This window comes from Micromonospora sp. NPDC047730 (genome assembly GCF_043204765.1).
Lineage (GTDB): Bacteria > Actinomycetota > Actinomycetes > Mycobacteriales > Micromonosporaceae > Micromonospora.
Window position 1 is genome coordinate 326,108 of record NZ_JBIDCU010000002.1, and the last position, 20,726, is coordinate 346,833.

The window sequence follows — 20,726 nt, forward strand, 5'->3', positions numbered from 1 at the left end:
CTAGCCTCCCAGTTCCGCCGGGCGACCCGCCGACTTCGGCTGGGTGCGCGCCAACTCGGCGTGGATGATCAGGCGCTGGTAGTTGTCGAACTTCGGGTTGCACGTGGTCAGGGTGAGCATCGACTTGGTCGGCTTCGCCCCGGGCTTGCCCGGCACGGGCGCCACCACCTCCACCTGGGTGGGCCGGACGATCCGGCTCTGGCTCACCTTGTAGACGTACCAGTCGGTCTTGCTCTCCACCACGATGGCGTCGCCGTCGTTCAGCTCGTCAAGTCGCCAGAAGGTGGCGCGGTTGCGGTGCCCGGCGACGGAGAAGTTGCCCACCTGGCCCGGCAGGGCGCTGGACGGGTAGTGGCCGGGCGCGTACCGGATGTCCTTCTGGGTGACGCCCTCGACCACGACCCAGTTCTTGTCCAGCTTGGGGATGTAGAGCCCCGCCATCGGCTTGCCCTGCACCGGCGGCTTCGGCTTGGTGGGCGCGCTGGCCGACGGCGCCACGGTCGGGTCGCCCTCCGGCCCCCACGCCTGCGCCAACTGCTGGCTGAGATCGTTCTGGTGGGCGTCGACGATCGCCGACTTGCCCCACACCTCGTAGCCGGCGAAGAGCAGCACCACCATGCCGAAGGTGATCAGCACCTCGCCGGTGATCCGGATGCCGGCGCGTAGCCGGGAGCCCAGCGACGGCCGGGTCAGCTCCGAGTAGACGCTCTTGTAGCCCTCGCCGGTCTGCTCCGGCCGGAGCTGGACGATCCGTTCGCCCCGGCGTGGCCGGGGCTGCTCGGTGCCGGCGTCGGGGATGTCGGGTTCGTCCGTCTTCGGGGGGCGCGGCACGGCCCCCATCAGGGCGGTCGACTCGAACAAGGCCGCCGAGCCGGCCGGCGTACGCCCGGAGACGGCCGGGATCACGGCGGTGGCCCCGGGGTCGGCCGAGCGGTCGGGGACGGTCGGCGAAGCCGGGGTGGACGGCCCCCCGACGGCCGCGCCGCTCTTCGGGATGAAGGCGGTCGGCCCGTCGGTGGCCGGCCGGTCGCCCTGGGCGGCGGCGCGGTCCACGGGCGGACGGAGCGACCGTTCGCCGCCCTGCCCGGCCGCCCGGGTGGCGTCCGGCTGCCCGACGGGGCCGGCCGGCGGCGCCGGGTGCGGCGGGGCGGCCGGCCGGAGCTGGCCGGCGCCCGACCACGGTGGTGGGACGGGGGCACCCCGGCCGGCGGTGCCGGTGGGCGGGCCGAAGTCCACGGGACGGGCCGGCGAGCCGACGTCTGAGCGGCCGGCGGGTGGGCCGAAGTCGCCGAGACCGGGGCGGCCGTGGTCGGGGTCGGCAGGGCCGGGGCGGCCGTTGTCGGGGCGGCCGAAGCCGGTGGGGCCGGGGCGGTCGAAGCCGGCAGGGCCGGGGCGGCCGTGGTCGGTGGGGCCGGGGCGGCCGAAGCCGGCGTGGCCGGGGCGATCGGGCCCGAGGCGGTCCGGGTCGGCGGGCCGGGCCGGGTTGACGGTGGTGCGGGCCTGGTCGGCGCCGGGGGCGAACCGGCCGGGGTTCGCGGGACGACCGGGCTCCCACGCGGGGCCGCCCGGGCGCGCCTGGTCGCCGGGCCGGGCGGAATCGGCGGGGCGGGCGGGCTCGGCGGAACGGGCGGGGTCGGACACGGCGCGCGCCCATTCGCCGGGTTGGCCGCCGGTCGGGCGGCCGTCGCCGACCGACGGGCCGGGACCGTGCGGGCGCGACGCCGGGGAGCGGGGCGGCAGCGCCGGCTCCGGCCAGGCTCCGGCCGGGGCGGGACGATTGACCTTGGGCAGGAACTCCGTCGGGCCGTCACCGTGGTCGCGGTGCCGGCCGTCGGGCTCCTCCGGCCAGTCGTCGCGGGTCACCGTGGCACCGTCGCCGACCGGAGCGTTGTCGAATCCTCGAACGCCGGCACGGCGACGGTGGAGACGGACTCCTTGTAGCCGAGCTTGTAGTCGTCGACCAGGTCCCTGAACAACCGGACTCCCTCGGACTCGGCGAGGGCCCGCTGAAGGGTAGCGGGATCGCCGATTGCTACGATCTTGAATGGAGGGGAGTACACCCGGCCGTGCAGCAGCAGGGTGTTACCGACGCAGCGTACCGCGCTGGTCGACAGCACGCGGACGTTCATGATGGACATGGCCTCGGCACCACCCGCCCAGAGGGCGTTCACCACTGCCTGCACGTCCCCCTGGTGGACGACCAGGTCGTCGTTGGTGGCCCCGGCGGGCAGGGTCCCGTCGTTGCGGCGGGGCGCGTCGTTGAGTTCCACCGTTACCCCGGGGCCGCTGAGCGCGGTGAATCCGGCGGCCTCCCGGCTGGCGGCCGCCCGGTCCTGCTGCTCCTTGATGGGGCCGTCCGAGCTGGCCAACGCCGTGGTGCGGTCCTCGACCTCCCCGCGCAGCGTGGCGGCGCGTTGCTCGCTGGCCGCCACCTCCGCGCGGCGGTCCTCGATGAGCTGGTTGAGCTGGGGGCGCCGGTCCTCGCGTAGGGCGGTGCCGCCGGCGGTGGTCGCCGTGGTGGTGAAGAGCAGCCCGGCCGCGGCGGCGATCAGCGGCACCCCGATCGACCAGCCCGGTCGGCGCTGCCGCGGTCGCCGTGGCAGGAGGCCGGCGACCACCCGCCGGAGCACCTTCTGCCAGGATGCCGCGCCGGATGTGTACTCCACCGAGCGTTCCTTCCCCGTCGTCTGGTTCAGCCCGCGAGGCGGCGGGCCGGTGCGGCGACCCGAACAGTCCCGCCTTTTTCGGTCACTCCGAGCACCGGCCTGACCCCATTCGTGGCTTGGACGGGTCTTCGGGACTACGCTAGCTGTCGAACATTATTGGCCATGGACCGTCGCCCCCGCGCCCGGTTGTCAGGCCGGACGAGGTCGTCACCCCTCTGGAGAGCGTCGTGCCCAAGTCTCAGGTCCGCAAGAAGAAGGTGTACACCCCGCCGACGGACGTCCGTCCGACGGCGACGGCGGCGACGCGCAAGCCTAGCCCGGTGTGGCTGCCGATCTCGGCGGTCAGCCTCATCGTCTTCGGCATCGGCTGGCTGGTGGTCTACTACCTCTCCGAGCAGGAGTACCCGGTCATGTCGTGGGGTTACTGGAACCTCGCGGTGGGCTTCGGCGCGATGGTCGCCTCCCTGATCCTGCTCTCCCGCTGGCGCTGAGCGGCCCCGCCCGGCGACCGCTTGGCGCCGGGCCACCCGCGCCGCCCGGGGCGGCGCCGCACGTGTGTCACTCGGCGGAGACCCTGACCGGCGGTTTCGGGTCGGGCCACCTATGGTGTGCGCAGGGCGGCGCGGCCGGAGTGCGAGATGACTCACGTTACCGCTGGGTAACCTTGCGCGTAGGCTGCACTGCATGACCGAGCGGAGCGAGGTCATCGACCGGTCCGGTCGAGGGTGCGGTGGCGGCGGCTCGCCGACCGCCCCCTGATCCGGCCCCGGTCGCCGAGCCGCTCGACAGGCAGCAGACCGGGAGGCCAACTCGATGGGCAGCGTCCAGATCGTCACCACGATCCTCGCGTTCGCCATCACCGCCGTGGCGGTGTGGCTTGCGGTACGCGCGGTCATGAAGATGACGGCCGTCATCCGGCTCGGGCAACCCGCTCCGGAGCGGTTCAGCGACAAGGGCGCCCGCACCCGGAAGATGCTGGTGGAGACCCTCGGTCACACCCGCATGCTGAAGTGGAGCGTGGTGGGTGCCGCGCACTGGTTCGTGATGGTCGGCTTCATCGTGCTGTCGCTGCTGGTGCTCGAGGCGTACTTCGAGGTGGTCACCCCGACCGGTGGTCTGCCGATCATCGGGCACTGGACGATCTTCGGCCTGGGCACCGAGATCATCGGCGTGCTGGGCGTGGTCGGCATCATGGTGCTGATGGCGATCCGCCTGCGCAACCGTCCGACCCGTCCGGGTGGTCGCTCGCGGTTCACCGGCTCGACGATGTGGCAGGGCTACTTCGTCGAGTGGATCGTGCTGCTGGTCCTGATCTTCGGGTTCGTGATCCGCGGCTTCAAGGTCGCCACCGACCACTTCGAGTACTCGCTCTGGGCCACCCCGGTCAGCCACGCCGTCGGCGCCGTGCTGCCCGACTGGCAGGACGGGGCCAGCGTCGCGGCGCTCATCAAGATCGTCATCTCGATGACGTGGCTGATCGTCATCTCGCTGAACGTCACCATGGGCGTCGCCTGGCACCGCTTCCTGGCGTTCCCCAACATCTTCTTCAAGCGCGAGCCGGCCAAGCCGGCCGGTTCCGGCCTCGGCGCGCTGCGCCCGATGACGAGCCAGGGGAAGCCGCTCGACTTCGAGGAGGCCGACCCGGAGTCCGACCAGTTCGGCGTCGCCCAGGTCGAGCAGTTCAGCTGGAAGGGCCTGCTGGACTTCAGCACCTGCACCGAGTGCGGCCGCTGCCAGTCGCAGTGCCCCGCCTGGAACACGGGCAAGCCGCTGTCGCCGAAGCTGCTGGTGCTGAGCCTGCGCGACCACGCGTACGCCAAGGCGCCGTACCTGCTGGCCGGCGGCGGCAAGGACCTGACCGGCGAGGAGAAGGCCACCGCCGCGCAGCTCGCCCACGTCGACGTGCTCGCCCTGGCCGAGGGCGACAAACCGCTGATCGGCACGGCCGAGGAAGGCGGCGTCATCGACCCGGACGTGCTCTGGTCCTGCACCACCTGCGGCGCCTGCGTCGAGCAGTGCCCGGTCGACATCGAGCACGTCGACCACATCGTCGACATGCGCCGCTACCAGGTGCTCATCGAGTCGAGCTTCCCGTCGGAGGCCGGCGTGATGCTGCGCAACCTGGAGAACAAGGGCAACCCGTGGGGCGCCCCGCAGAACACCCGCGAGGACTGGACCAAGGGCCTGGACTTCGAGGTGCCGCGGGTCGGCGAGGTCGACGACTTCGAGTACCTCTTCTGGGTCGGCTGCGCCGGCGCGTTCGAGGACCGGGCCAAGAAGACCACCCGGGCGGTCGCCACGCTGCTCAACGAGGCGGGCGTCACGTTCGCGATCCTCGGCGAGGGCGAGACCTGCTCCGGCGACCCGGCCCGCCGGATCGGCAACGAGTTCGTCTTCCAGATGCTCGCCCAGCAGAACGTCGAGACCCTCAACGAGGCGTTCGAGGGCCGGGAGAAGAGCAAGCGCAAGATCGTCGCCACCTGCCCGCACTGCTTCAACACGCTGGGCAACGAGTACGGCCAGCTCGGCGGCGAGTTCGAGGTGGTCCACCACACCCAGCTCCTGGCGCACCTGGTCGCCACCGGCAAGCTCACCCCGGTGCAGCCGGTCGACGGCGGCGTGACCTACCACGACCCCTGCTACCTGGGCCGGCACAACCGGGTGTTCGCCCCGCCGCGTGAGGTGCTGGGCACCGCCATCGCCGGGGAGCTCACCGAGATGCCGCGCAACAGCGAGCGCTCCTTCTGCTGCGGCGCCGGCGGCGCCCGGATGTGGATGGAGGAGAAGATCGGCAAGCGGATCAACGTGGACCGGGTCGAGGAGGCCATGTCCACCGGGGCGCGGACGGTCGCGGTCGGCTGCCCGTTCTGCTCGACGATGCTCAACGACGGGGTGAACGGCAAGGGCGCCGGCGAGCAGGTCGAGGTCGTCGACGTGGCCAGCGTGCTGCTCCGCTCGGTGAAGCCCGAGCAGGCGCCGGGCGACAGGGAGACCGCGCCGGTCGCCGGCTGACGCGTACGTCCTGGAACGCCCGTCGGCGGTGGCACCTCGCGGTGCCGCCGCCGACGTCGTTCAGGAGACGGCGGCGATCTCGGCCAGCCGGCGCTCGACGTGCGAGAATCGCGCCGAGGTGAGACGAGCATCGATGCCATGCTGCTGACCACGCTGCTGCCCCTGGTCGGGTTCGTGCTGCTGACCGGCGGCAACGCGTTCTTCGTCGCGGCCGAATTCGCCCTGGTCACCGTGGACCGGCCCGAGATCGAGCGCCGCGCGACCTCGGGCGAGGGTCGGGCCGCGACCGTACGCCGGGCGCTGCGGGAGCTCTCCTTCCAGCTCTCCGGGGCGCAGCTCGGCATCACCCTCACCGCCCTGCTCACCGGCTACCTGGCCGAGCCGGCGCTGGCCCGGCTGTTCACCCCGCTGCTGCGGCCGGTCGCCGGGGACGCCGCCGACCGGTTCACCCCGCTCCTCGCCCTGGCCCTGGCCACCCTGCTCTCCATGCTCTTCGGCGAGCTGGTCCCGAAGAACCTCGCGCTGGCCCGGCCGATGCCCACCGCGCTGGCCACCGCCGGCCCGATGCGCACGTTCTCCCGCACCTTCGGCTGGCTGATCAGGGCGCTCAACGACTCGGCGAACCGCATGGTCAGCGTGCTGGGGGTGGAGCCGCAGGAGGAGCTGGCCAGCGCCCGCTCGCCGGAGGAACTGGGCCTGCTGGCAGCCATCTCGGCACGGGCCGGCGCGCTGCCGCCGGACACCGCGATGCTGCTGCGCCGGACCATCCGCTTCGGCGACAAGCGGGCCGCCGAGGCGATGACCCCGCGGGTGGACGTCGTCGCGCTACGCGCCACCGCCACGGTGGCCGAGCTGCTGGCGCTGTCCCGGCAGACCGGGCGCACCCGCTTCCCGGTGTACGAGGAGACCCTCGACCTCGTGACCGGCGTCGCCGGGGTGCCCGACGCGCTGGGTGTGCCGCCGGCCAGGCGGGGCTCGACCACGGTCGGGTCGGTGGCCCGCGAGCCGGTGTACGTCCCGGAGAGCCTGGACCTCGACGGGGTGCTCGCCGCGCTCCGGGTGGCCGGCGCCGACCTCGCCATCGTCGTCGACGAGTACGGCGGCACCGATGGGGTGGTCACCACCGAGGACCTGGTGGAGGAACTGGTCGGCGAGATCGCCGACGAGTTCGACCCGGACGCGGTGGACGACGCCGGCCCGGTCGAGCTGACCGTGCCGGGCGGGGAGCGGACCGTCCTCGTCGACGGGGTGCTGCGCTCCGACGAGCTGGCCGAGCAGACCGGTTTCCGGCTCTCCGAGGGGCCGTACGAGACGCTCGCCGGGTTCCTGATGGCCCGGCTGGGGCACATCCCGGTGGCCGGCGAGACGGTCGAGGACTCCGGCTACGAGTTCACCGTCGTCGAGGTCGAACGGCACCGGATCGAGCAGGTCCGGGTGGTTCGCCCCGAGGAGCCGGGCGACGATGCCTGAGCTGCTGGTCACGGTGGCGCTGCTGCTCGGCAACGCGTTCTTCGTGGGCAGTGAGTTCGCGCTGATCGCGTCCCGGCGCACGGTGGTCGAGCCGTTGGCGGCCACCTCGAAGCGGGCCCGCTGGGCGCTGTCGGCGATGAACCAGATCCCGCTCATGATCGCCGGGGCGCAGCTCGGCATCACCGTCTGCTCGCTGGGGCTGGGCGCGATCGCCGAGCCGGCCCTGGCGCACCTGTTGGAGCCGGCGTTCCACGCGGCCGGGCTGCCCGACCGGGCGGTCCACCCGGTGGCCTTCGTGCTCGCCCTCGGCGTGGTGGTCTTCCTGCACACGGTGGTCGGCGAGATGGTGCCGAAGAACATCACGCTGGCCGGGCCGGAGCTGTCGGCGCTCTGGCTGGGGCCGGCGATGCTGGCGTTCTGCCTGGCCACCAAGCCGCTGCTGCTGGCGATGAAGTGGGCGGCCCGCCGGGTGCTGGGGCTGTGGCGGATCGAGGCCACCGAGGCGGTGAAGACGGTCTTCACGGCGGAGGAGCTGGCCGGGCTGGTGGCGCAGGCGCGTACGGAGGGGCTGCTCGACGCCCAGGAGCACGCCCGGATCACCGGCGCGTTGGCCCTGCACAGCCGGACCGCCGCCGACGCCCTGCAACCCTGGTCGACGGTGACCACCGTCGCCGAGGACGTCTCGCCCGCCTCGCTGGAGGTGCTGGCCACCCGGACAGGCCGGTCCCGCTTCCCCGTGGTGCAGCGGTCCACCCGCCGGGTGCTCGGCTTCGTACACGTCAAGGATGTCCTCGGGTACGCCGGGGTGAGCCGGCGCGCCCCGGTGCCGGCGGAGGTCTACCGGCCGCTGGCGGTGGTGCCGCCGGACCGTACGCTCGCCGATTTGCTGCTGTCGATGCGCCGCGAGCGGCGGCACATGGTGCTGGTCAGCGACGGCCGCCGCCCGCTCGGCGTGGTGACGTTGGACGACGTACTGACCGCCATCGTCGGTCGTCGGGCCGACACCCTTGGTACGCAAACGGTCGCGCAGGCGTGATGTGAACGATGGTCGCCTTGATTCCGCTCGGCGCCTTCCCTAGTGTTGGGCACCGGCCGCTGTGGGTCGTCTGTCTCGCCCCTCTTTCCTCGTGCGAGGCGCCCGGCGGTCGGGTTGCAAAAGGAGTCGGTGCCGGTGGCAACCATGCCCCCTCATCGTCACGCACCGGGACGGTCTGCTCGTCCGGGTGGCCTGCGCCGGGCCGCCCACCGTCTGCTCACCCTCCTCGCCGCCGCGGTCGTCGGCGTCGGTGCGCTCGCCGCGCCCGCGTACGCCGAGCCCTCGGTCGACGAGATCGAGGCCGCGATCGACAAGAAGTGGGAGCAGCTCGAACCCACCATCGAGCAGTACAACAAGGTGCGGGCGCAGCTGAAGGTCAACCGCAAGAAGTCGGCGGACCTGGAGAAGAAGATCCAGCCGTTGGCGCTGGAGACCGAGCTGGCGATGGACCGGGTCGGTGACCTCGCCGCCCGTTACTACATCTCCGGCCCGTCGCAGGAGATCGGCGCGCTGCTGGTCAGCGCCAAGCCGGACACGCTCACCGAGCAGCTGACCCTCCTGGACCGGCTGGCCGCCCAGGAGCGCAAGCAGCTCGAGGGCGTCACCAAGGTCCGCGACAAGTTCGACGCGGAGAAGCAGAAGCTCGACGCCCTGATCGTCACGCAGACGAAGCAGCAGAACGACCTGGCGGCGAAGAAGAAGCAGATCGACGCCGACATCAAGAAGCTCGAGGCGTCGCTGCCGGTGACCACGGTCAAGACGGAGAAGTGCCCGACCATCAACGGCGTGGTCAGCGAGGCGGCGAGGACCGCCATCAAGACCGCCTGCGCCCAGGTCGGCGACCCGTACGTCTGGGGCGCCACCGGCCCCAACTCGTTCGACTGCTCGGGTCTGACCCAGTACGCCTACAAGGCGGCGGGCATCCACCTGACACACTTCACCGGCGCGCAGTGGAACGAGGGCAAGGCCATCCCGCGCTCCGAGGCGCGCCCGGGTGACCTGGTGTTCTTCTTCAGCGACCTGCACCACGTCGGCCTCTACCTCGGTAACGACAAGATGGTGCACGCGCCCCGGGCCGGCAAGCCGGTCAACGTCTCCAGCATCAACACGATGCCGGTGGCCGGTTTCCGCAGACCCGGCTGATCCCGCGCCACCTGAACGGAGAGGGCCCCCGGTCGAGTAGACCGGGGGCCCTCGTCGTGCTCGGGGACGGCCTGCGCCAGCCCGGGCGAGCGGTGGGTCAGCGGGGCGCGTCCAGCGCGGAGGGCAGCACGTTCACGTCGTCCAGGTTGACGTACATGACCCGGTGGCCGAACTGGATCTGCACGTACCTGTTCTCGCCGCGGATCACCGTCCAGTCACCCGGCGACGACCCGTCGAACGTGACGGCCCGGTAGTACTCGCCGGGGAGCACCGTGCCGACGGCGTACCGCTGGCCGGCCGAGAGGGTGTACTGGAGCGGGGAGATCGGCTGGTAGGGCACGCCGGCCGGGTAGGCGGCCTGCTCCGGGTAGGCCCGGCCGTAGACCGGGATGGTGGCCCTGCCGTCCTTCGGGGTCACCACGAAGCCCACGGACCACTTCGCGGTCGGCTTCGAGGCGGGGTTGTGGAACCACGCCTTCTGGCCGAGGTACCAGATCGCGGTCCAGTCCCCCCGCACCTCGGCCAGGGCGTACGTCTGCCCGGCGGAGGCCCGGGCGCCGTGGTCGGAGATGTACATGGTGTTCGGGGTGCCGTCGGGCCGCAGCGCGATGTCGTTGACCAGCGGCGCGTCGTGGCTCGGCGCGCTGTGCAGGATCACCGCGGACGAGCCGCGCAGCGGGCAGGGAGCCACCGGCGGGGGCGGGTTCGGCACGCCCGGCGGCTGCCGGTTGCAGCCGGTGAACTGCGGCTGGTTGGTGGCGAAGTCGGGGTCGATGGTGACGAGCCCCGTCTGCGGCGTGGCGGTCGACGTGAACGGCGCCTTGAGCAGGTCGAAGTAGTGCGACCAGTCCCAGTACGGGCCCGGGTCCCAGTGCATGCCGCGCACGGTCGAGGCGACGGTGCCGGGGACGTTGTCGTGACCGACGATGTGCTGCCGGTCCAGCGGGATGTTGTACCGCAGCGCCAGGTGGCGGACCAGCTTGGCGGAGGTGCGGTACATCGCCTCGGTGTACCAGGTGCCGTGCCCCGCGAAGCCCTCGTGCTCCAGGCCGATGGACTTGGCGTTCACGTACCAGTTTCCGGCGTGCCAGCCGACGTTCTTGGTCTTGATGTGCTGGGCGATGTGGCCGTCCACCGAGCGCAGGGTGTAGTGCCAGCCCACCCGCCTCGGGTCCTTGACGAGGTTGACGCTGGGCCCGAAGTAGCCCTCGGTGTCGTGGATGACGATGTACTCGATCTTCTGCTGGGCCGGCCGGTCGGCGAGGTCGTGGTTGCCGTAGTCACCCACGGTCGGGCCGTACTGCACGTAGGGCGCCGGGATCCACTCGCAGGAGATCGTGTCGGGGCACTCCAGCCCGTCGGGCCGGGCGACCTTGCGCAGGCCCAGCTGGTCGAGCCAGGAGCGTTCCGGCTGCACCGCGCGGGCGGCGAGGGTGACCCGCTGTCCGTCGTCGGTCAGCCGGCTGTCGCCGGCGCCGATGGTGGCGTACACCTCGTTGGCGAAGGCCGCCGCGGCGTCGGCGCTGTCCGCGCCGGAGTAGCGGGCCACCGCGCCGTACCAGGCCGCCGGGTCGGTGTCGGCGCCGACCGGGGCGCCGATCTGCTTCTGGTACGCGGCCAGCAGCGCCGCGCCGCCCCGGATGTTCGCCGTGACGTCCGTCCGCAGCGCCTCCTCGCTGGCGCCGGTCAGCTCGGCGGCGGCGTCGAGCGTCCGCAGCGAGGCCTCGGCGGGCGGCGGGGTGTCCGGTGGCTCGTGCGCCTCGGCCAGGGACGGGCGGGAGTCGTCGCCCCGCGGGTCCTCGGTGCCGTCGTCGTGGTGGGTACCCCCGGGCAGGGCGGCGACGTACTCCGCGTCGGTGAGGTGCATCGGTCCGAAGCCGCCGCTGGTGCTCGGCGTTCCGGCGTTGGTGTCCCAGCGGGACTGCAGGTAGGAGACTCCGAGCAGGACGCTCTCCGGCACGCCGTACTCCGCCGCCGCGGCGGCGTACTGCTGCTGCCGGTCGGTCGTCGGCGCGGCGGCGGCGGTTCCGGCGGCGGTGAGCGGCGTCGCCGCCAGGGCGGCCGCCACGGCGGCGGCCAGCAGGACGCGTCTGCTCCTCGATGTCGCTGACAGGTGCATCAGACCCCCAGGTCGGACGGGCGAATGTGGGGCCACCTTCGCCCCGGGCGCCACCTCCGGTCAATACCTTTCCATGCGTCACTTACCGAAGAAGGAAAATTTCGTCGCCCCGAGTGACACGCTCCACCGGCCCGCATGAGTACGGTGTGTCACGGCGCGATGGGTTGCGGATCGATAACGACCATCTCTACTCTGGTCATTCGTCGGCCGGCGACAGTCCGTCCATCCGGGCGGTAACGGTCCGACACCGCCGAGTCGCTCCCGAGCGAGCCGGGGACCCAGGTACCCCGGGGTGAATCCGCAGCACCTGCGGTAGGGCGTCCCCTTCCCGCCCGAACCCGTCAGCTAACCCGGTAGGCGGTACGGGAAGAAGGAGTACGGAGCCCGGTGGCACACCATGCCCCGCGGCCACCGTCGGCACGGTCGGCACCCGCCGGCCCGACGACGGCTGCGCCGCGCCCACGCTGGTACCGCTGCACCACCGCCCTCGCCGCCTTGGCCGCGTTCGCCGTCGTCCTGACCGGCGGCGCCACGGCGGCCCACGCCGAACCGACGGTCGCCGAGATCGAGCGCCAGATCGACGAGGACTGGAACAAGCTCGAACCGATCATCGAACGGCACAACGCCACCCGCCAGGACCTGGCCGCCAAGCGCAGGCAGGCCGACGCCCTCGCCAAGCAGATCGAGCCCTTGGAACGGCAGGTCGAGCAGGCGATGGAGGAGGTCAGCGCGCTGGCCGTCCGCGCCTACAAGGGCGAGAACGTCTCCGCCGTCAACGCCCTGCTGGGCAGCCGCTCGCCCGACCAGATGGTCGGCCAGCTCGAACTGCTCGACCGGTTCGCCCAGCACCAGCAGCAGGACGTGCGGCAGGTCGCCGAGCTGCGCGACCGGCTGGCCGAGAAGAAGGCCCCGCTCGACGAGATGGTCGTCCAACTCGGCCGGACGGAGGCCCAGCTCGCCGCGAAGAAGAAACAGATCAACGCCGAGATCGACCGGCTGCAGAAGCTGCGGCTGCGGATCTACGGCAGCGGCGGCGGCGGTTCGCTGCGCCCCGCCCCCTGCCCGGCCAGCTACCCGGGTGGCGGTGCCGGCACCGCGGTCAAGTTCGCCTGCGCCCAGATCGGCAAGCCCTACGTCTGGGGCGCCGAGGGCCCGAACGCGTACGACTGCTCGGGCCTGATGCTCGCCGCCTGGGCGAAGGCCGGGGTATCGCTCCCGCACAACGCCGCGCAGCAGCGCCGGGTCACCGCGACCGTCACCCGGGGCGAGCTGCGCCCGGGAGACCTGGTCTTCTACTACAGCGACCTGCACCACGTCGGCATGTACGTCGGCGGGGGCTGGGTGGTGCACGCCTCCCGAGCCGGGGTGCCGGTCAAGATGAAGAAGGTCGACGACGGCCCGATCCACAGTTACGGCCGCCCCGGCTGAGGTGTAAGGAAGGGGCCCTTCCTAACGCATTCGGTAGAGGAAGGGCCCCTTCCTAACCGGCGACCTTCGGGTCAGCGGGTCGGCCAGGTGCGCCAGTGCTGCCAGGAGCGGCTCGGGGTCGGGCCGCGCTGCCCCTGGTAGCGCGAGCCGTAGACGGCCGAGCCGTACGGGTGCTCGGCCGGCGACGAGAGCCGGAAGATGCAGAGCTGACCGATCTTCATGCCCGGCCAGAGGGTGATGGGCAGGTTGGCCACGTTGGACAGCTCCAGCGTCACGTGGCCGGAGAAGCCCGGGTCGATGAAGCCCGCGGTGGAGTGGGTGAGCAGGCCGAGCCGTCCCAGGCTCGACTTGCCCTCCAGCCGCCCGGCGAGCTGGTCGCCGAGGGAGATCACCTCCAGCGTCGAGGCGAGCACGAACTCGCCCGGGTGCAGCACGAACGGCTCGCCCTCGGGCACCTCGACCATCGACGTCAGGTCGTCCTGCTGCATCGCCGGGTCGATGTGGGTGTAGAGGTGGTTGTTGAAGACCCGGAAGAGCTTGTCCAGGCGTACGTCGATGCTGGACGGTTGCACCAGCGTGGGCTCGAACGGCTCCAGCGCGAGCGTGCCCGCCTTGATCTCGGAGACCAGGTCGCGGTCGGAGAGCAGCATCGCACCACCTTAGCGAGCGATGTGCGTGGCCTGCGTGTCGGACTACCTGTTCGTACACGTGTTCGATAGAATGTCGGCATGGCTTCCTGGTCCGAATTCGCCGCCGACGAGCCCCGCCTCGCCGACGGGATCCGCTCCCTCATGCAGCAGTACGGGCCGGGCTTCGGCTACCTGGCCACCGTCCGCGCCGACGGCGGGCCCCGGGTCCACCCCGTCTCTCCGGTGATCACCGATGAGGGGCTCTTCTGCTTCGTGGTCGACTCGCCGAAGCGGCGCGACCTGGAGCGCGACGGCCGCTACGCCCTGCACTCCTTCCCGCCCGAGGAGAGTGACGACGAGGCCTACGTCGCCGGCCACGCCCGGCCGGTCACCGACCCGGCCCGGGTCGCCCGGCTGGCCCGCAGCCACCGGGCCGCGCCGCAGGTCGACTGGCGGCTGTTCGAGTTCACCGTCGACGTGGCGATGCTCGCCCGTCGGGAGCCGGGCGTCGCGGGCGGCGCCGGCGAGGGGCACGGCCGCCCCGCCGTCCAGGTCTGGCTCGACCCCGGTGCGGCCGCCGCCGGCACCGCCGCGGTGCCCGAGACGCGGTCCGGGAGTGGTGGCAGCCTCGCCGCCCGCCCGGCCGCCTGAGACGCGGTGCGGCGCCCCGGGCCGTCCCCGTCCGGGGCGCCGCACCGCCCCCACCCCGCCCCGAAGACGACGGCGCCGGCCCCGTCGAGCGGAGCCGGCACCGGTCGTGCGGGGGAACTACGCCGCGCGGTACGCGTTCCAGGCGGTCAGCATGCGGCTGGCCTGCCCGGCCGTGAACTGGTGCATGCAGGAGTCGTAGGTGTAGTCCATGAAGTTGGTGATCGGGTCGACGCCCGGGGCGGTGCAGGTGTCCCGGCCGGTCGGGCACTGGAACGCCGGGGATGCCTCGGGCGCGGTGTCGCTGACGCTGTCACCCGAGCCGGAGCAGCCGCCCTGGAAGGTGTGGTAGAGGTTCAGCCAGTGGCCGACCTCGTGGGTGCCGGTGTCGCCCTGGTTGTAGTTGGTGGCCGTGCCGCCCGGCAGCGACTCGCTCAGCACGACGACGCCGTCCATGCTGCTCAGCTTCCGGGTCGGGAAGGTCGCCCAGCCGAGCAGGTCGTTGCTCAGCTCGCCCAGGTAGACGTTGAGGGTGTTCTTGCCGCCCTCGCGCAGCGAGGTCTTCATCTGCCGCTCGGCCGAGGAGCCCTGCACGATCGGGTACCACGAGGGGTTCGTCACCCGGTTGATCTTCTGCAGTTGGAAGCTGAACGCGGTGGCCGCGCCACCGGTCGCCCCACTGTAGGACTGGTTCAGCACGTCGATCTGCGAGGTGATCATCGAGTCCGGGATGTTGCCGCCGGCCCGGGTGCCGTCCCGCTGGATCACGTGCACCACGACCGGGACGGTGACGGTGGCCGTGATGGAGGCGCCGGCGCCGGTGCGGAACCGGGCGCGCTCGCGCAGGGCGGCGGCCAGGTCGGCCTCGCGCTCGCGGGTCTCCGCCAGGGTCAGCTCGTTCGGCTCGTGCTTGGCCGCGCCGCCCGCCTTGATACGGGAGTCCGAGTGGACGTCGGCCGGCTCGACGCAGACCTCGCTCGGGGCGGCGGAGAAGGCCGACGCGGCCGGTACGACGCCCACGGCGGCGGTGCTGAGCAGCAGCGCGAGGGTCGTCGACGCGACGCCGGCCGTACGCCGGGTCAGCAGGTTGGGACGGAGTCCCATGGGCCCACCTCTTTCTGGCCGGCGCGACAGGGGGTATGTCACGCCGTGGCTGAGAACGTTGGGCAGACGTTACAACCGATCGACGGATTTGAGAACGGCCATATGTTGCAGGGGTGAAACTTTTTCCTGGCCGGCGCCGACCGGTGATCGACAATTGGCGATGAAACGGTGATTCTCGGTAGCGACTCGCGCTGCCCGATGCTCGGTGGCGCCGATCTTCGGGTGTACCGGTCCGCCGGCCGGTGCGGGCACGGCACAGAACGGATCATGGCCGCCGTGGCAGGGCCAGCTCCCGGGTGGTGGCCGCAAGTCACCCGGGAGTCCGCCGGGCGACACGGTGCGGCGTCGGAGGGGTACCTGGGTGCGCCGACGGGACGTCTCAGGTACAGTGGTGCCGCCTGCGGGTGTAGTTCAATGGCAGAACATCAGCTTCCCAAGCTGACAGTGCGGGTTCGATTCCCGTCACCCGCTCCACGCTCGAAGGCCCTGGCCAGGACGCGAGTCCCAGCCAGGGCCTTCGATGTTCCAAGGTAAACGATCATGTCGTGTGCCATTGACGTGCCATTAGCCCCGGTCATCCCCGGCCCCGTCCGGGTTCGCCGACCGCTTCTTGCCCTTCTTGCCGCCCGACTTCTTGCCGGTCGTGTCCTTGGCCTTGCCCGAGCCGTCGGCCGACTTCTTGGCCTTCTTCCGGTCGACTCGCATCGCCTCGTGCAGCGCCTGGGCGATGGCCCGATCCGCCTCAGTCGTGGCGTGCTGGTAGATCAACGCGGCCTGGGATGAGTCGTGCCCCATCCGCGCCATCAGGTCGCGGGTGCTCGCCCCGGTTCGTGCGGCGAGAGTGTTTCCGGTGTGCCGCAGATCGTGTTCCGCAGCGATCATGCCCGCTCAGTTACTCCTTCAGGTATCCGGTGGCGGGGTCGATCCCAGCGAGGAAGTTGCGGATGGTTTCCTCCATCTCAGGCAGGGTCATTGCGGGGCCGGAAGCTGTGAAGCCGTAATTGTGCGGCCCACTGAGCCAGTCGAAGTCGTATGCAACAGGCTTCTCAGCACGCTCACGAATGCGAAACTCCTGCCCGTCGACCGTCATCATGATCGGATCATCGTTGGTATAGCGGGGTCCCGCGTGCTCGGGCGCGGGGCCCGGCTCCGGTTCGGTCGACATGCCTGCTCCCTCTCCTCGGCCACCCCATCGAGAGCGCCACGGTCGGTATTCACGAGACCGGTTCTAGGCCGACCACCTCGACTGCGCGCATCGGTCGAGGGAAGCAGCCCACCATGCCATTAGCGTGCCATTGACCGGGGCCAGGCGGGGCCAGTCGGGGCCACGAGAGACCCCCGGGACCAGGCCGCCAACCCGGTAGCCAGCACCACATCGGCAATTCCCAAGCTGACAGTGCGGGTTCGATTCCCGTCACCCACTCCAGCATGAGGCCCCAGTCAAGACAGATTTCCTGACTGGGGCCTCAATCATTGCTACCACTTCTTACGCTGGCCGTGCCCGCTACGTGCCCGATCCCTGCTCTGCTTGATCTGCGAGCTGAGCGCGTCAGCGATGTGCTCGTCACGCTCGCGGGTGGTGTGCTGATAGATCATCGCGGCGCGGGTCGAGGCGTGGCCCATCCGGGCCATCAGGTCGGCCAGGCTCGCTCCGGTACGTGACGCCAGGGTGTTACCCGTGTGCCGCAGGTCGTGGAAGTGGAAGCCGGGCAGGCCGGGGAGGGTGACCGCCGGTGGCCAACTCCGACCCCGGGAGCCGGGTCGGTGCCGGGGCGAGGTTGGGTCAACTGCGCCACTGTGGCGGTGTCCGTCGGGGGCGCGGTCCGTGACACGAGAGCCGACTCAGGCTGTTCCGGCGGCGTCCGTGCGTCACGGTCCGCTTGACGTGGCGGACCGGTAGGCGGCCGGCTCCCCAGGCACCCGCATTTCCGCAGGTCAGGCAGCCGCCGCAACTCGTCGTGCGATGGCTCGTGCAAAGACCTTTGACGCCCCAGGGAATGATGGCCGCATGAGAGACGCGAACTCCGTTTTTGTCGCCTTCCGCCTGGTGCTCGTGATCTTCTTCCTTCTCCTGTTCGTATTCGGCGTCCGTCTCGCCGTGTCGCGACGGTTCCCCGTTACCTGGGCTCGGCCCGCGCATCCGACGGAGAGCCAGCAATCCCGACAGGTCCGCGTTGGTGTCGGCGTCATGTTGGTTGCCGCGATTCTGCTGATCCTGGAAGGCGCGTCGCTCATACCCATGCCCTTTCTGATCTCGGGCATCTTGTCGGCGGTAGCAATGCTGGTTGCCGTAGCTGCGCTGGCTTGGTCCGTCGTATCGCGGGAGTAACCCAGCAACTAGCCGCGCATGGTGATGTGCCAGGGGGGCGGGTCGGCGGCAGGCGGGATGGCGAGATTGGCATGCAGGTTTCACCCGGTCAGGCCTATTGCAACTCCCGTTAGGCTCCGTTCATGAGAATCATGCACATCCTTGTCGGCGTAGGCAATTGCGTCGTTGCGGTGCTCAATGCCGGAGTATTCCTAGTTTTGCTGGTTCTCGCGCGAAGGTCATCAGTGGTCGAGTGGCGTGGTCGGCAGGTCGGTGACGCAAAGCTGCGTGCTTCCACGCACCTCTGTGTAGCCGTGGTCTTCGGCGCAATAGGCGTAGACCGCCTGCTGCCCGGCCCTTCCAGCATCACCGCTGACGTACTCACAGGGATCTTGATGCTTGCGGCGCTTGCTGTAGCGCTGGCCGTCGAGGTCATCAGGCACCGCCGGCTGCGCGGCGGGCCGAACGTTGCTCCGGCTAGGCAGGCTGGATCATCAGCAAGAAGTCAGCAGAAGCGCTGATAGCCGTTGTGAGGTTCCAACAGAGGACGACGGGCGCTGAGTAGCAGACGACAAGCGTTGCGGCTTGTCGAGAGGACTCACCGCCCCGTCATCCACCTTTGCAAGGCAGGGGCAGGGAAGCCGATCGTCAACCCGACGAGGCGGCGGAGCTGCACGGCCTGCACAGACGGATCGGCCCCCACTGCTCATCCATGAGGTCATCCCAGAAGTCGGTTCTCGGCACCGCCGGCATCACGTCTGCTCCGCAGAGGGCCGTGAACCCGTCGTCTGTAACGGCGTGGCCAAACATCTCACGCAGCGGCAAGGAGTGATCCGCTCGCACCGCCTCAACCTGGCGTGTGTCTGCGGGCGTCAGCGCCAGGACGAACTTGATCCGCTTACGCACACCAGGAGGGTAGCGAGACCGTGTGCCCGATGGAGCGGTCAGCAGCGGTCAACAGCGGACCCTTGCACGACATCGACCGATCCCTTCCATCCTCAATAGCCAGGCGGCACGGTTGCTCAGCAGCGTGATCAATCCGATTCCCAAGCTGACAGTGCGGGTTCGATTCCCGTCACCCGCTCCAGTACGAAGGCCCTGACCAGGACGACAGTCCCGATCAGGGCCTTCGTATTGTCAGGCGAGCTGAAACAGGCCGTGGGCCGTTAGCGGGCCATCAGCTCGCCTCGGCAGCCGGCCGGCCACCTCCGGCGGCCCGCCTCGGCTCGCGTTTGCTGGGCCTGCGCCCGGGCCGCCTTCACCGCCTTGTCGATCGCCTCGGCGATTCCTTGGTCGGCCTCCCGGTTGGCGTGCTGGTAGATCAGCGCGGCGCGTGGGCTGTCGTGGCCCATCCGGGTCACAGGTGGGCCCATCAGTAGCCTCGGAACACCCCGGGCTTCCTCCAGTGGAACCCGTACGTGCGTACCGACGCCTCGGCGGGCGCGTACCGGTGGTCCCCGGCGAAGCTCGCGCTGAACGTGACCCGCTGGTACGTCGGATACGTGGCCGTCAGCTTGCCGTTCGAATCCACTGTGCCGCAGGTGATCGTTTTGCGAGTGGACCTGTAGGGCTGGGCGTACAGGCAGACCGTGCGGTTCGTGTAGGTGGCGCCGAGCTGGGCGGTCACCGCCGCGCGGCGGTCGGCCGTCGCCTTCGCCGTGACGCTCAACGCAGTGGCGGCTCGCGAGACCTGCACGGTGACCGACTGGGTCGCCCCCGGGCGCGCGGCGTCGCCGGGGAAGGTCACCGTGTAGGTGTTGGCCGCGCCGACCAGCGGCGTGTCGGAGAAGGAGAACGAGCCGTCCGCGGCAGTGGTGACGTCCGGCAGCGGGTGGCCGCCGGCGAGGTCCTGCTTCGCGACCCGCAGCGTCCACGGCGTCGACACGTTCGCACCAGCGAACGCCAACTTCCCGTGGACGGTGAGTGGCGCGGTGCGGGTGCTCGTTGTCGGCGCGGCCAGCAGGAGCGAGGATCCGGTGGTGCCGAAGTCGGTCAGCACCCGCAGGGCCGGGTTCTTCCGGTCCTGATCGGTGGTGACGGCGTAGAGCGTGCGGTTGTCGGCGCTGACGGCGAGGCCCCGCACCTCGAGGTGGTTGCCCGGCGGGAGGTCGTACCGGCGGACCACGGTCCCGTCCGGTCGCTTGACGTGGATCGAATTGCTCTCGCTGGCGCCGAGGACGACGAAGGAACCGTTCGGAGACGTCGTCACGGCCGTCGGCCAGGTCCCGGACGAGTACGCGCCCGCGGGCGACAGGTCCGCCGTGGAGAACGCCGCGTGCTCGGTCGCCACCAAGCGGGAGTTCGACTGTGGGTCCCACAGGTAGGAGCAGGCGAGGATCACCTTGTCGGCCGTCAGCGCGGCGTCGTGCAGGCCGGTGCAGGTCTCCCCGGCCAGGGACGCGACATGCGACGGCGTCCCGGACGAGACGTCGTACAGACTCGGCTCGCCCGAGATGGCGAACGAGACGCGGGACCGGTTCACCAGCAGCAGCAGATTCGGGTTGGCCGGGGTGCTCCGGAGCAGCGGCGGGTAGTAGTACTGGCCGTTGAGGGGCAGGTCCAAGGCGACGATCGGCGTCGCCCCGCGTACGTCGATCGACCCCAGCTTGCCCTTCCCGGACTGGCATCCATAGCCGACGTAGATCTTCCCGCCGGCCGGCGCCAGCCAGGTGGGACAGCTGCTCGCGCCGGTGCTGTAGCGACGCGTCTCGGTCAGCGTGGTGGTGTCGATCGCGGCGACCGCGCCCACGTCGGCGAGGGCCACGTAGAGCGTCGAGCCGTCCGGGCTCAGCGCCATGCCGCTGGCGCCCGGCAGGTTCGGGATCGTCCGCTGCGAGCCGCCGGACAGGTCCGTCAACCGCACGCCCGAATGCTCCCGCCCCTGGCTGAAGAACAGCCGACCGCGCGCCGAGTCGACCACCATCTCCGCGTACGTGTCGATGCCGAGACCGACCGCGCCGTCGGCGTACGCCGTACCGGAACCCATCGGCGCCACCACGCCGAAAGCGGCGCCCAGCGCCGCGACCATCAGACGTGCGATCGCTTTGACGCGCACCCGACCTCCCGCCCCCGTGACAAGGATCGGCGCTTTCGCACCGAGGATTTTGGGCGCGAGCCTACTGGGCCGGTCGCCGTGGGAGGCACGGAGCGCGGGGAAGATCAT

At 70.9% G+C, this 20,726-nt stretch carries 20 protein-coding genes, 1 tRNA gene and 1 riboswitch; of the genes, 9 read left to right on the forward strand and 12 right to left on the reverse strand.

Going from position 1 to position 20,726, the window contains the following annotated elements:
- Together ACGF5G_RS06980 and ACGF5G_RS06985 are read right to left on the reverse strand one after the other, a co-directional pair.
- Positions 1-1,863, reverse strand: coding sequence for a class E sortase (locus ACGF5G_RS06980; RefSeq protein WP_393259653.1), 1,863 nt, complete (start codon positions 1,861-1,863; stop codon positions 1-3).
- Positions 1,860-2,666, reverse strand: coding sequence for a DUF881 domain-containing protein (locus ACGF5G_RS06985; protein ID WP_393259655.1), 807 nt, complete (start codon positions 2,664-2,666; stop codon positions 1,860-1,862). The genes ACGF5G_RS06980 and ACGF5G_RS06985 overlap by 4 nt, the downstream gene beginning before the upstream one ends.
- A gap of 227 nt (positions 2,667-2,893) precedes the next feature.
- Between ACGF5G_RS06985 and ACGF5G_RS06990 the strand changes: the two genes are divergently transcribed.
- The 5 genes from ACGF5G_RS06990 (at position 2,894) to ACGF5G_RS07010 (ending at position 9,327) form a co-directional block, all read left to right on the forward strand.
- Positions 2,894-3,157: a cell division protein CrgA gene (locus tag ACGF5G_RS06990; RefSeq protein ID WP_350702307.1), complete on the forward strand. Its 264-nt coding sequence runs from the start codon at positions 2,894-2,896 to the stop codon at positions 3,155-3,157.
- Positions 3,158-3,479: 322 nt separating this feature from the next.
- A complete protein-coding gene (locus ACGF5G_RS06995) occupies positions 3,480-5,678 on the forward strand; it encodes a (Fe-S)-binding protein (RefSeq protein ID WP_393259657.1) in 2,199 nt (732 codons plus the stop codon).
- Between the two features lie 138 nt (positions 5,679-5,816).
- Positions 5,817-7,148 (forward strand): hemolysin family protein, encoded by a 1,332-nt coding sequence (locus ACGF5G_RS07000; protein WP_393259658.1) that lies wholly within the window; start codon positions 5,817-5,819, stop codon positions 7,146-7,148.
- Entirely contained in the window at positions 7,141-8,184 is a 1,044-nt protein-coding gene (locus ACGF5G_RS07005; RefSeq protein ID WP_393259659.1) for a hemolysin family protein, read from the forward strand. Before ACGF5G_RS07000 ends, ACGF5G_RS07005 begins: the two co-directional genes overlap by 8 nt.
- Positions 8,185-8,313: 129 nt before the next feature.
- Positions 8,314-9,327 carry an NlpC/P60 family protein gene (locus tag ACGF5G_RS07010; RefSeq protein WP_393259661.1) on the forward strand — a complete coding sequence of 338 codons (1,014 nt, stop codon included), beginning with the start codon at positions 8,314-8,316 and terminating at the stop codon, positions 9,325-9,327.
- A gap of 97 nt (positions 9,328-9,424) precedes the next feature.
- Here the strand turns inward: ACGF5G_RS07010 and ACGF5G_RS07015 are convergent, their stop codons facing one another.
- On the reverse strand, positions 9,425-11,446 hold the full coding sequence (locus ACGF5G_RS07015; protein WP_393259663.1) for an N-acetylmuramoyl-L-alanine amidase: 2,022 nt from the start codon (positions 11,444-11,446) through the stop codon (positions 9,425-9,427).
- A gap of 238 nt (positions 11,447-11,684) precedes the next feature.
- Positions 11,685-11,821, forward strand: a riboswitch (cyclic di-AMP (ydaO/yuaA leader).
- A 120-nt stretch (positions 11,822-11,941) separates the two neighbouring features.
- On the opposite strand from ACGF5G_RS07015, the gene ACGF5G_RS07020 reads away from it, so the two are divergent.
- On the forward strand, positions 11,942-12,874 hold the full coding sequence (locus ACGF5G_RS07020; protein WP_393259664.1) for an NlpC/P60 family protein: 933 nt from the start codon (positions 11,942-11,944) through the stop codon (positions 12,872-12,874).
- Positions 12,875-12,945: 71 nt separating this feature from the next.
- Here the strand turns inward: ACGF5G_RS07020 and dcd are convergent, their stop codons facing one another.
- Positions 12,946-13,524: a dCTP deaminase gene (dcd, locus tag ACGF5G_RS07025; protein WP_350683119.1), complete on the reverse strand. Its 579-nt coding sequence runs from the start codon at positions 13,522-13,524 to the stop codon at positions 12,946-12,948.
- 78 nt (positions 13,525-13,602) lie between these two features.
- Between dcd and ACGF5G_RS07030 the strand changes: the two genes are divergently transcribed.
- Positions 13,603-14,154 (forward strand): pyridoxamine 5'-phosphate oxidase family protein, encoded by a 552-nt coding sequence (locus ACGF5G_RS07030; RefSeq protein WP_393259665.1) that lies wholly within the window; start codon positions 13,603-13,605, stop codon positions 14,152-14,154.
- A gap of 117 nt (positions 14,155-14,271) precedes the next feature.
- On the opposite strand, the gene ACGF5G_RS07035 is transcribed toward ACGF5G_RS07030, so the two are convergent.
- Positions 14,272-15,255: a zinc metalloprotease gene (locus tag ACGF5G_RS07035; protein ID WP_393259666.1), complete on the reverse strand. Its 984-nt coding sequence runs from the start codon at positions 15,253-15,255 to the stop codon at positions 14,272-14,274.
- A 400-nt stretch (positions 15,256-15,655) separates the two neighbouring features.
- On the opposite strand from ACGF5G_RS07035, the gene ACGF5G_RS07040 reads away from it, so the two are divergent.
- Positions 15,656-15,729 (forward strand) — tRNA-Gly (locus ACGF5G_RS07040).
- A 90-nt stretch (positions 15,730-15,819) separates the two neighbouring features.
- Here ACGF5G_RS07040 and ACGF5G_RS07045 read toward each other — a convergent pair.
- The 3 genes from ACGF5G_RS07045 to ACGF5G_RS07055 form a co-directional block, all read right to left on the reverse strand.
- Positions 15,820-16,137: an integrase gene (locus ACGF5G_RS07045; RefSeq protein ID WP_393259667.1), complete on the reverse strand. Its 318-nt coding sequence runs from the start codon at positions 16,135-16,137 to the stop codon at positions 15,820-15,822.
- Positions 16,138-16,147: 10 nt separating this feature from the next.
- Positions 16,148-16,420, reverse strand: a complete 273-nt coding sequence (locus tag ACGF5G_RS07050) for a hypothetical protein (protein ID WP_393259669.1) — start codon at positions 16,418-16,420, stop codon at positions 16,148-16,150.
- Positions 16,421-16,731: 311 nt separating this feature from the next.
- Positions 16,732-16,968 carry a tyrosine-type recombinase/integrase gene (locus ACGF5G_RS07055; protein ID WP_393260653.1) on the reverse strand — a complete coding sequence of 79 codons (237 nt, stop codon included), beginning with the start codon at positions 16,966-16,968 and terminating at the stop codon, positions 16,732-16,734.
- A 295-nt stretch (positions 16,969-17,263) separates the two neighbouring features.
- Here ACGF5G_RS07055 and ACGF5G_RS07060 point away from each other — a divergent pair, with 295 nt between their 5' ends.
- On the forward strand, positions 17,264-17,584 hold the full coding sequence (locus tag ACGF5G_RS07060) for a hypothetical protein (protein ID WP_393259670.1): 321 nt from the start codon (positions 17,264-17,266) through the stop codon (positions 17,582-17,584).
- A 221-nt stretch (positions 17,585-17,805) separates the two neighbouring features.
- Here ACGF5G_RS07060 and ACGF5G_RS07065 read toward each other — a convergent pair whose 3' ends face one another.
- The 4 genes from ACGF5G_RS07065 to ACGF5G_RS07080 form a co-directional block, all read right to left on the reverse strand.
- Complete coding sequence (locus tag ACGF5G_RS07065) at positions 17,806-18,006, reverse strand: hypothetical protein (RefSeq protein WP_393259672.1); 201 nt, start codon at positions 18,004-18,006, stop codon at positions 17,806-17,808.
- 205 nt (positions 18,007-18,211) lie between these two features.
- On the reverse strand, positions 18,212-18,469 hold the full coding sequence (locus tag ACGF5G_RS07070; RefSeq protein WP_393259673.1) for a hypothetical protein: 258 nt from the start codon (positions 18,467-18,469) through the stop codon (positions 18,212-18,214).
- A 260-nt stretch (positions 18,470-18,729) separates the two neighbouring features.
- A complete protein-coding gene (locus ACGF5G_RS07075) occupies positions 18,730-18,936 on the reverse strand; it encodes a hypothetical protein (RefSeq protein ID WP_393259675.1) in 207 nt (68 codons plus the stop codon).
- Entirely contained in the window at positions 18,936-20,618 is a 1,683-nt protein-coding gene (locus ACGF5G_RS07080; RefSeq protein WP_393259677.1) for a YncE family protein, read from the reverse strand. The genes ACGF5G_RS07075 and ACGF5G_RS07080 overlap by 1 nt, the downstream gene beginning before the upstream one ends.
- Positions 20,619-20,726: the final 108 nt, after the last annotated feature.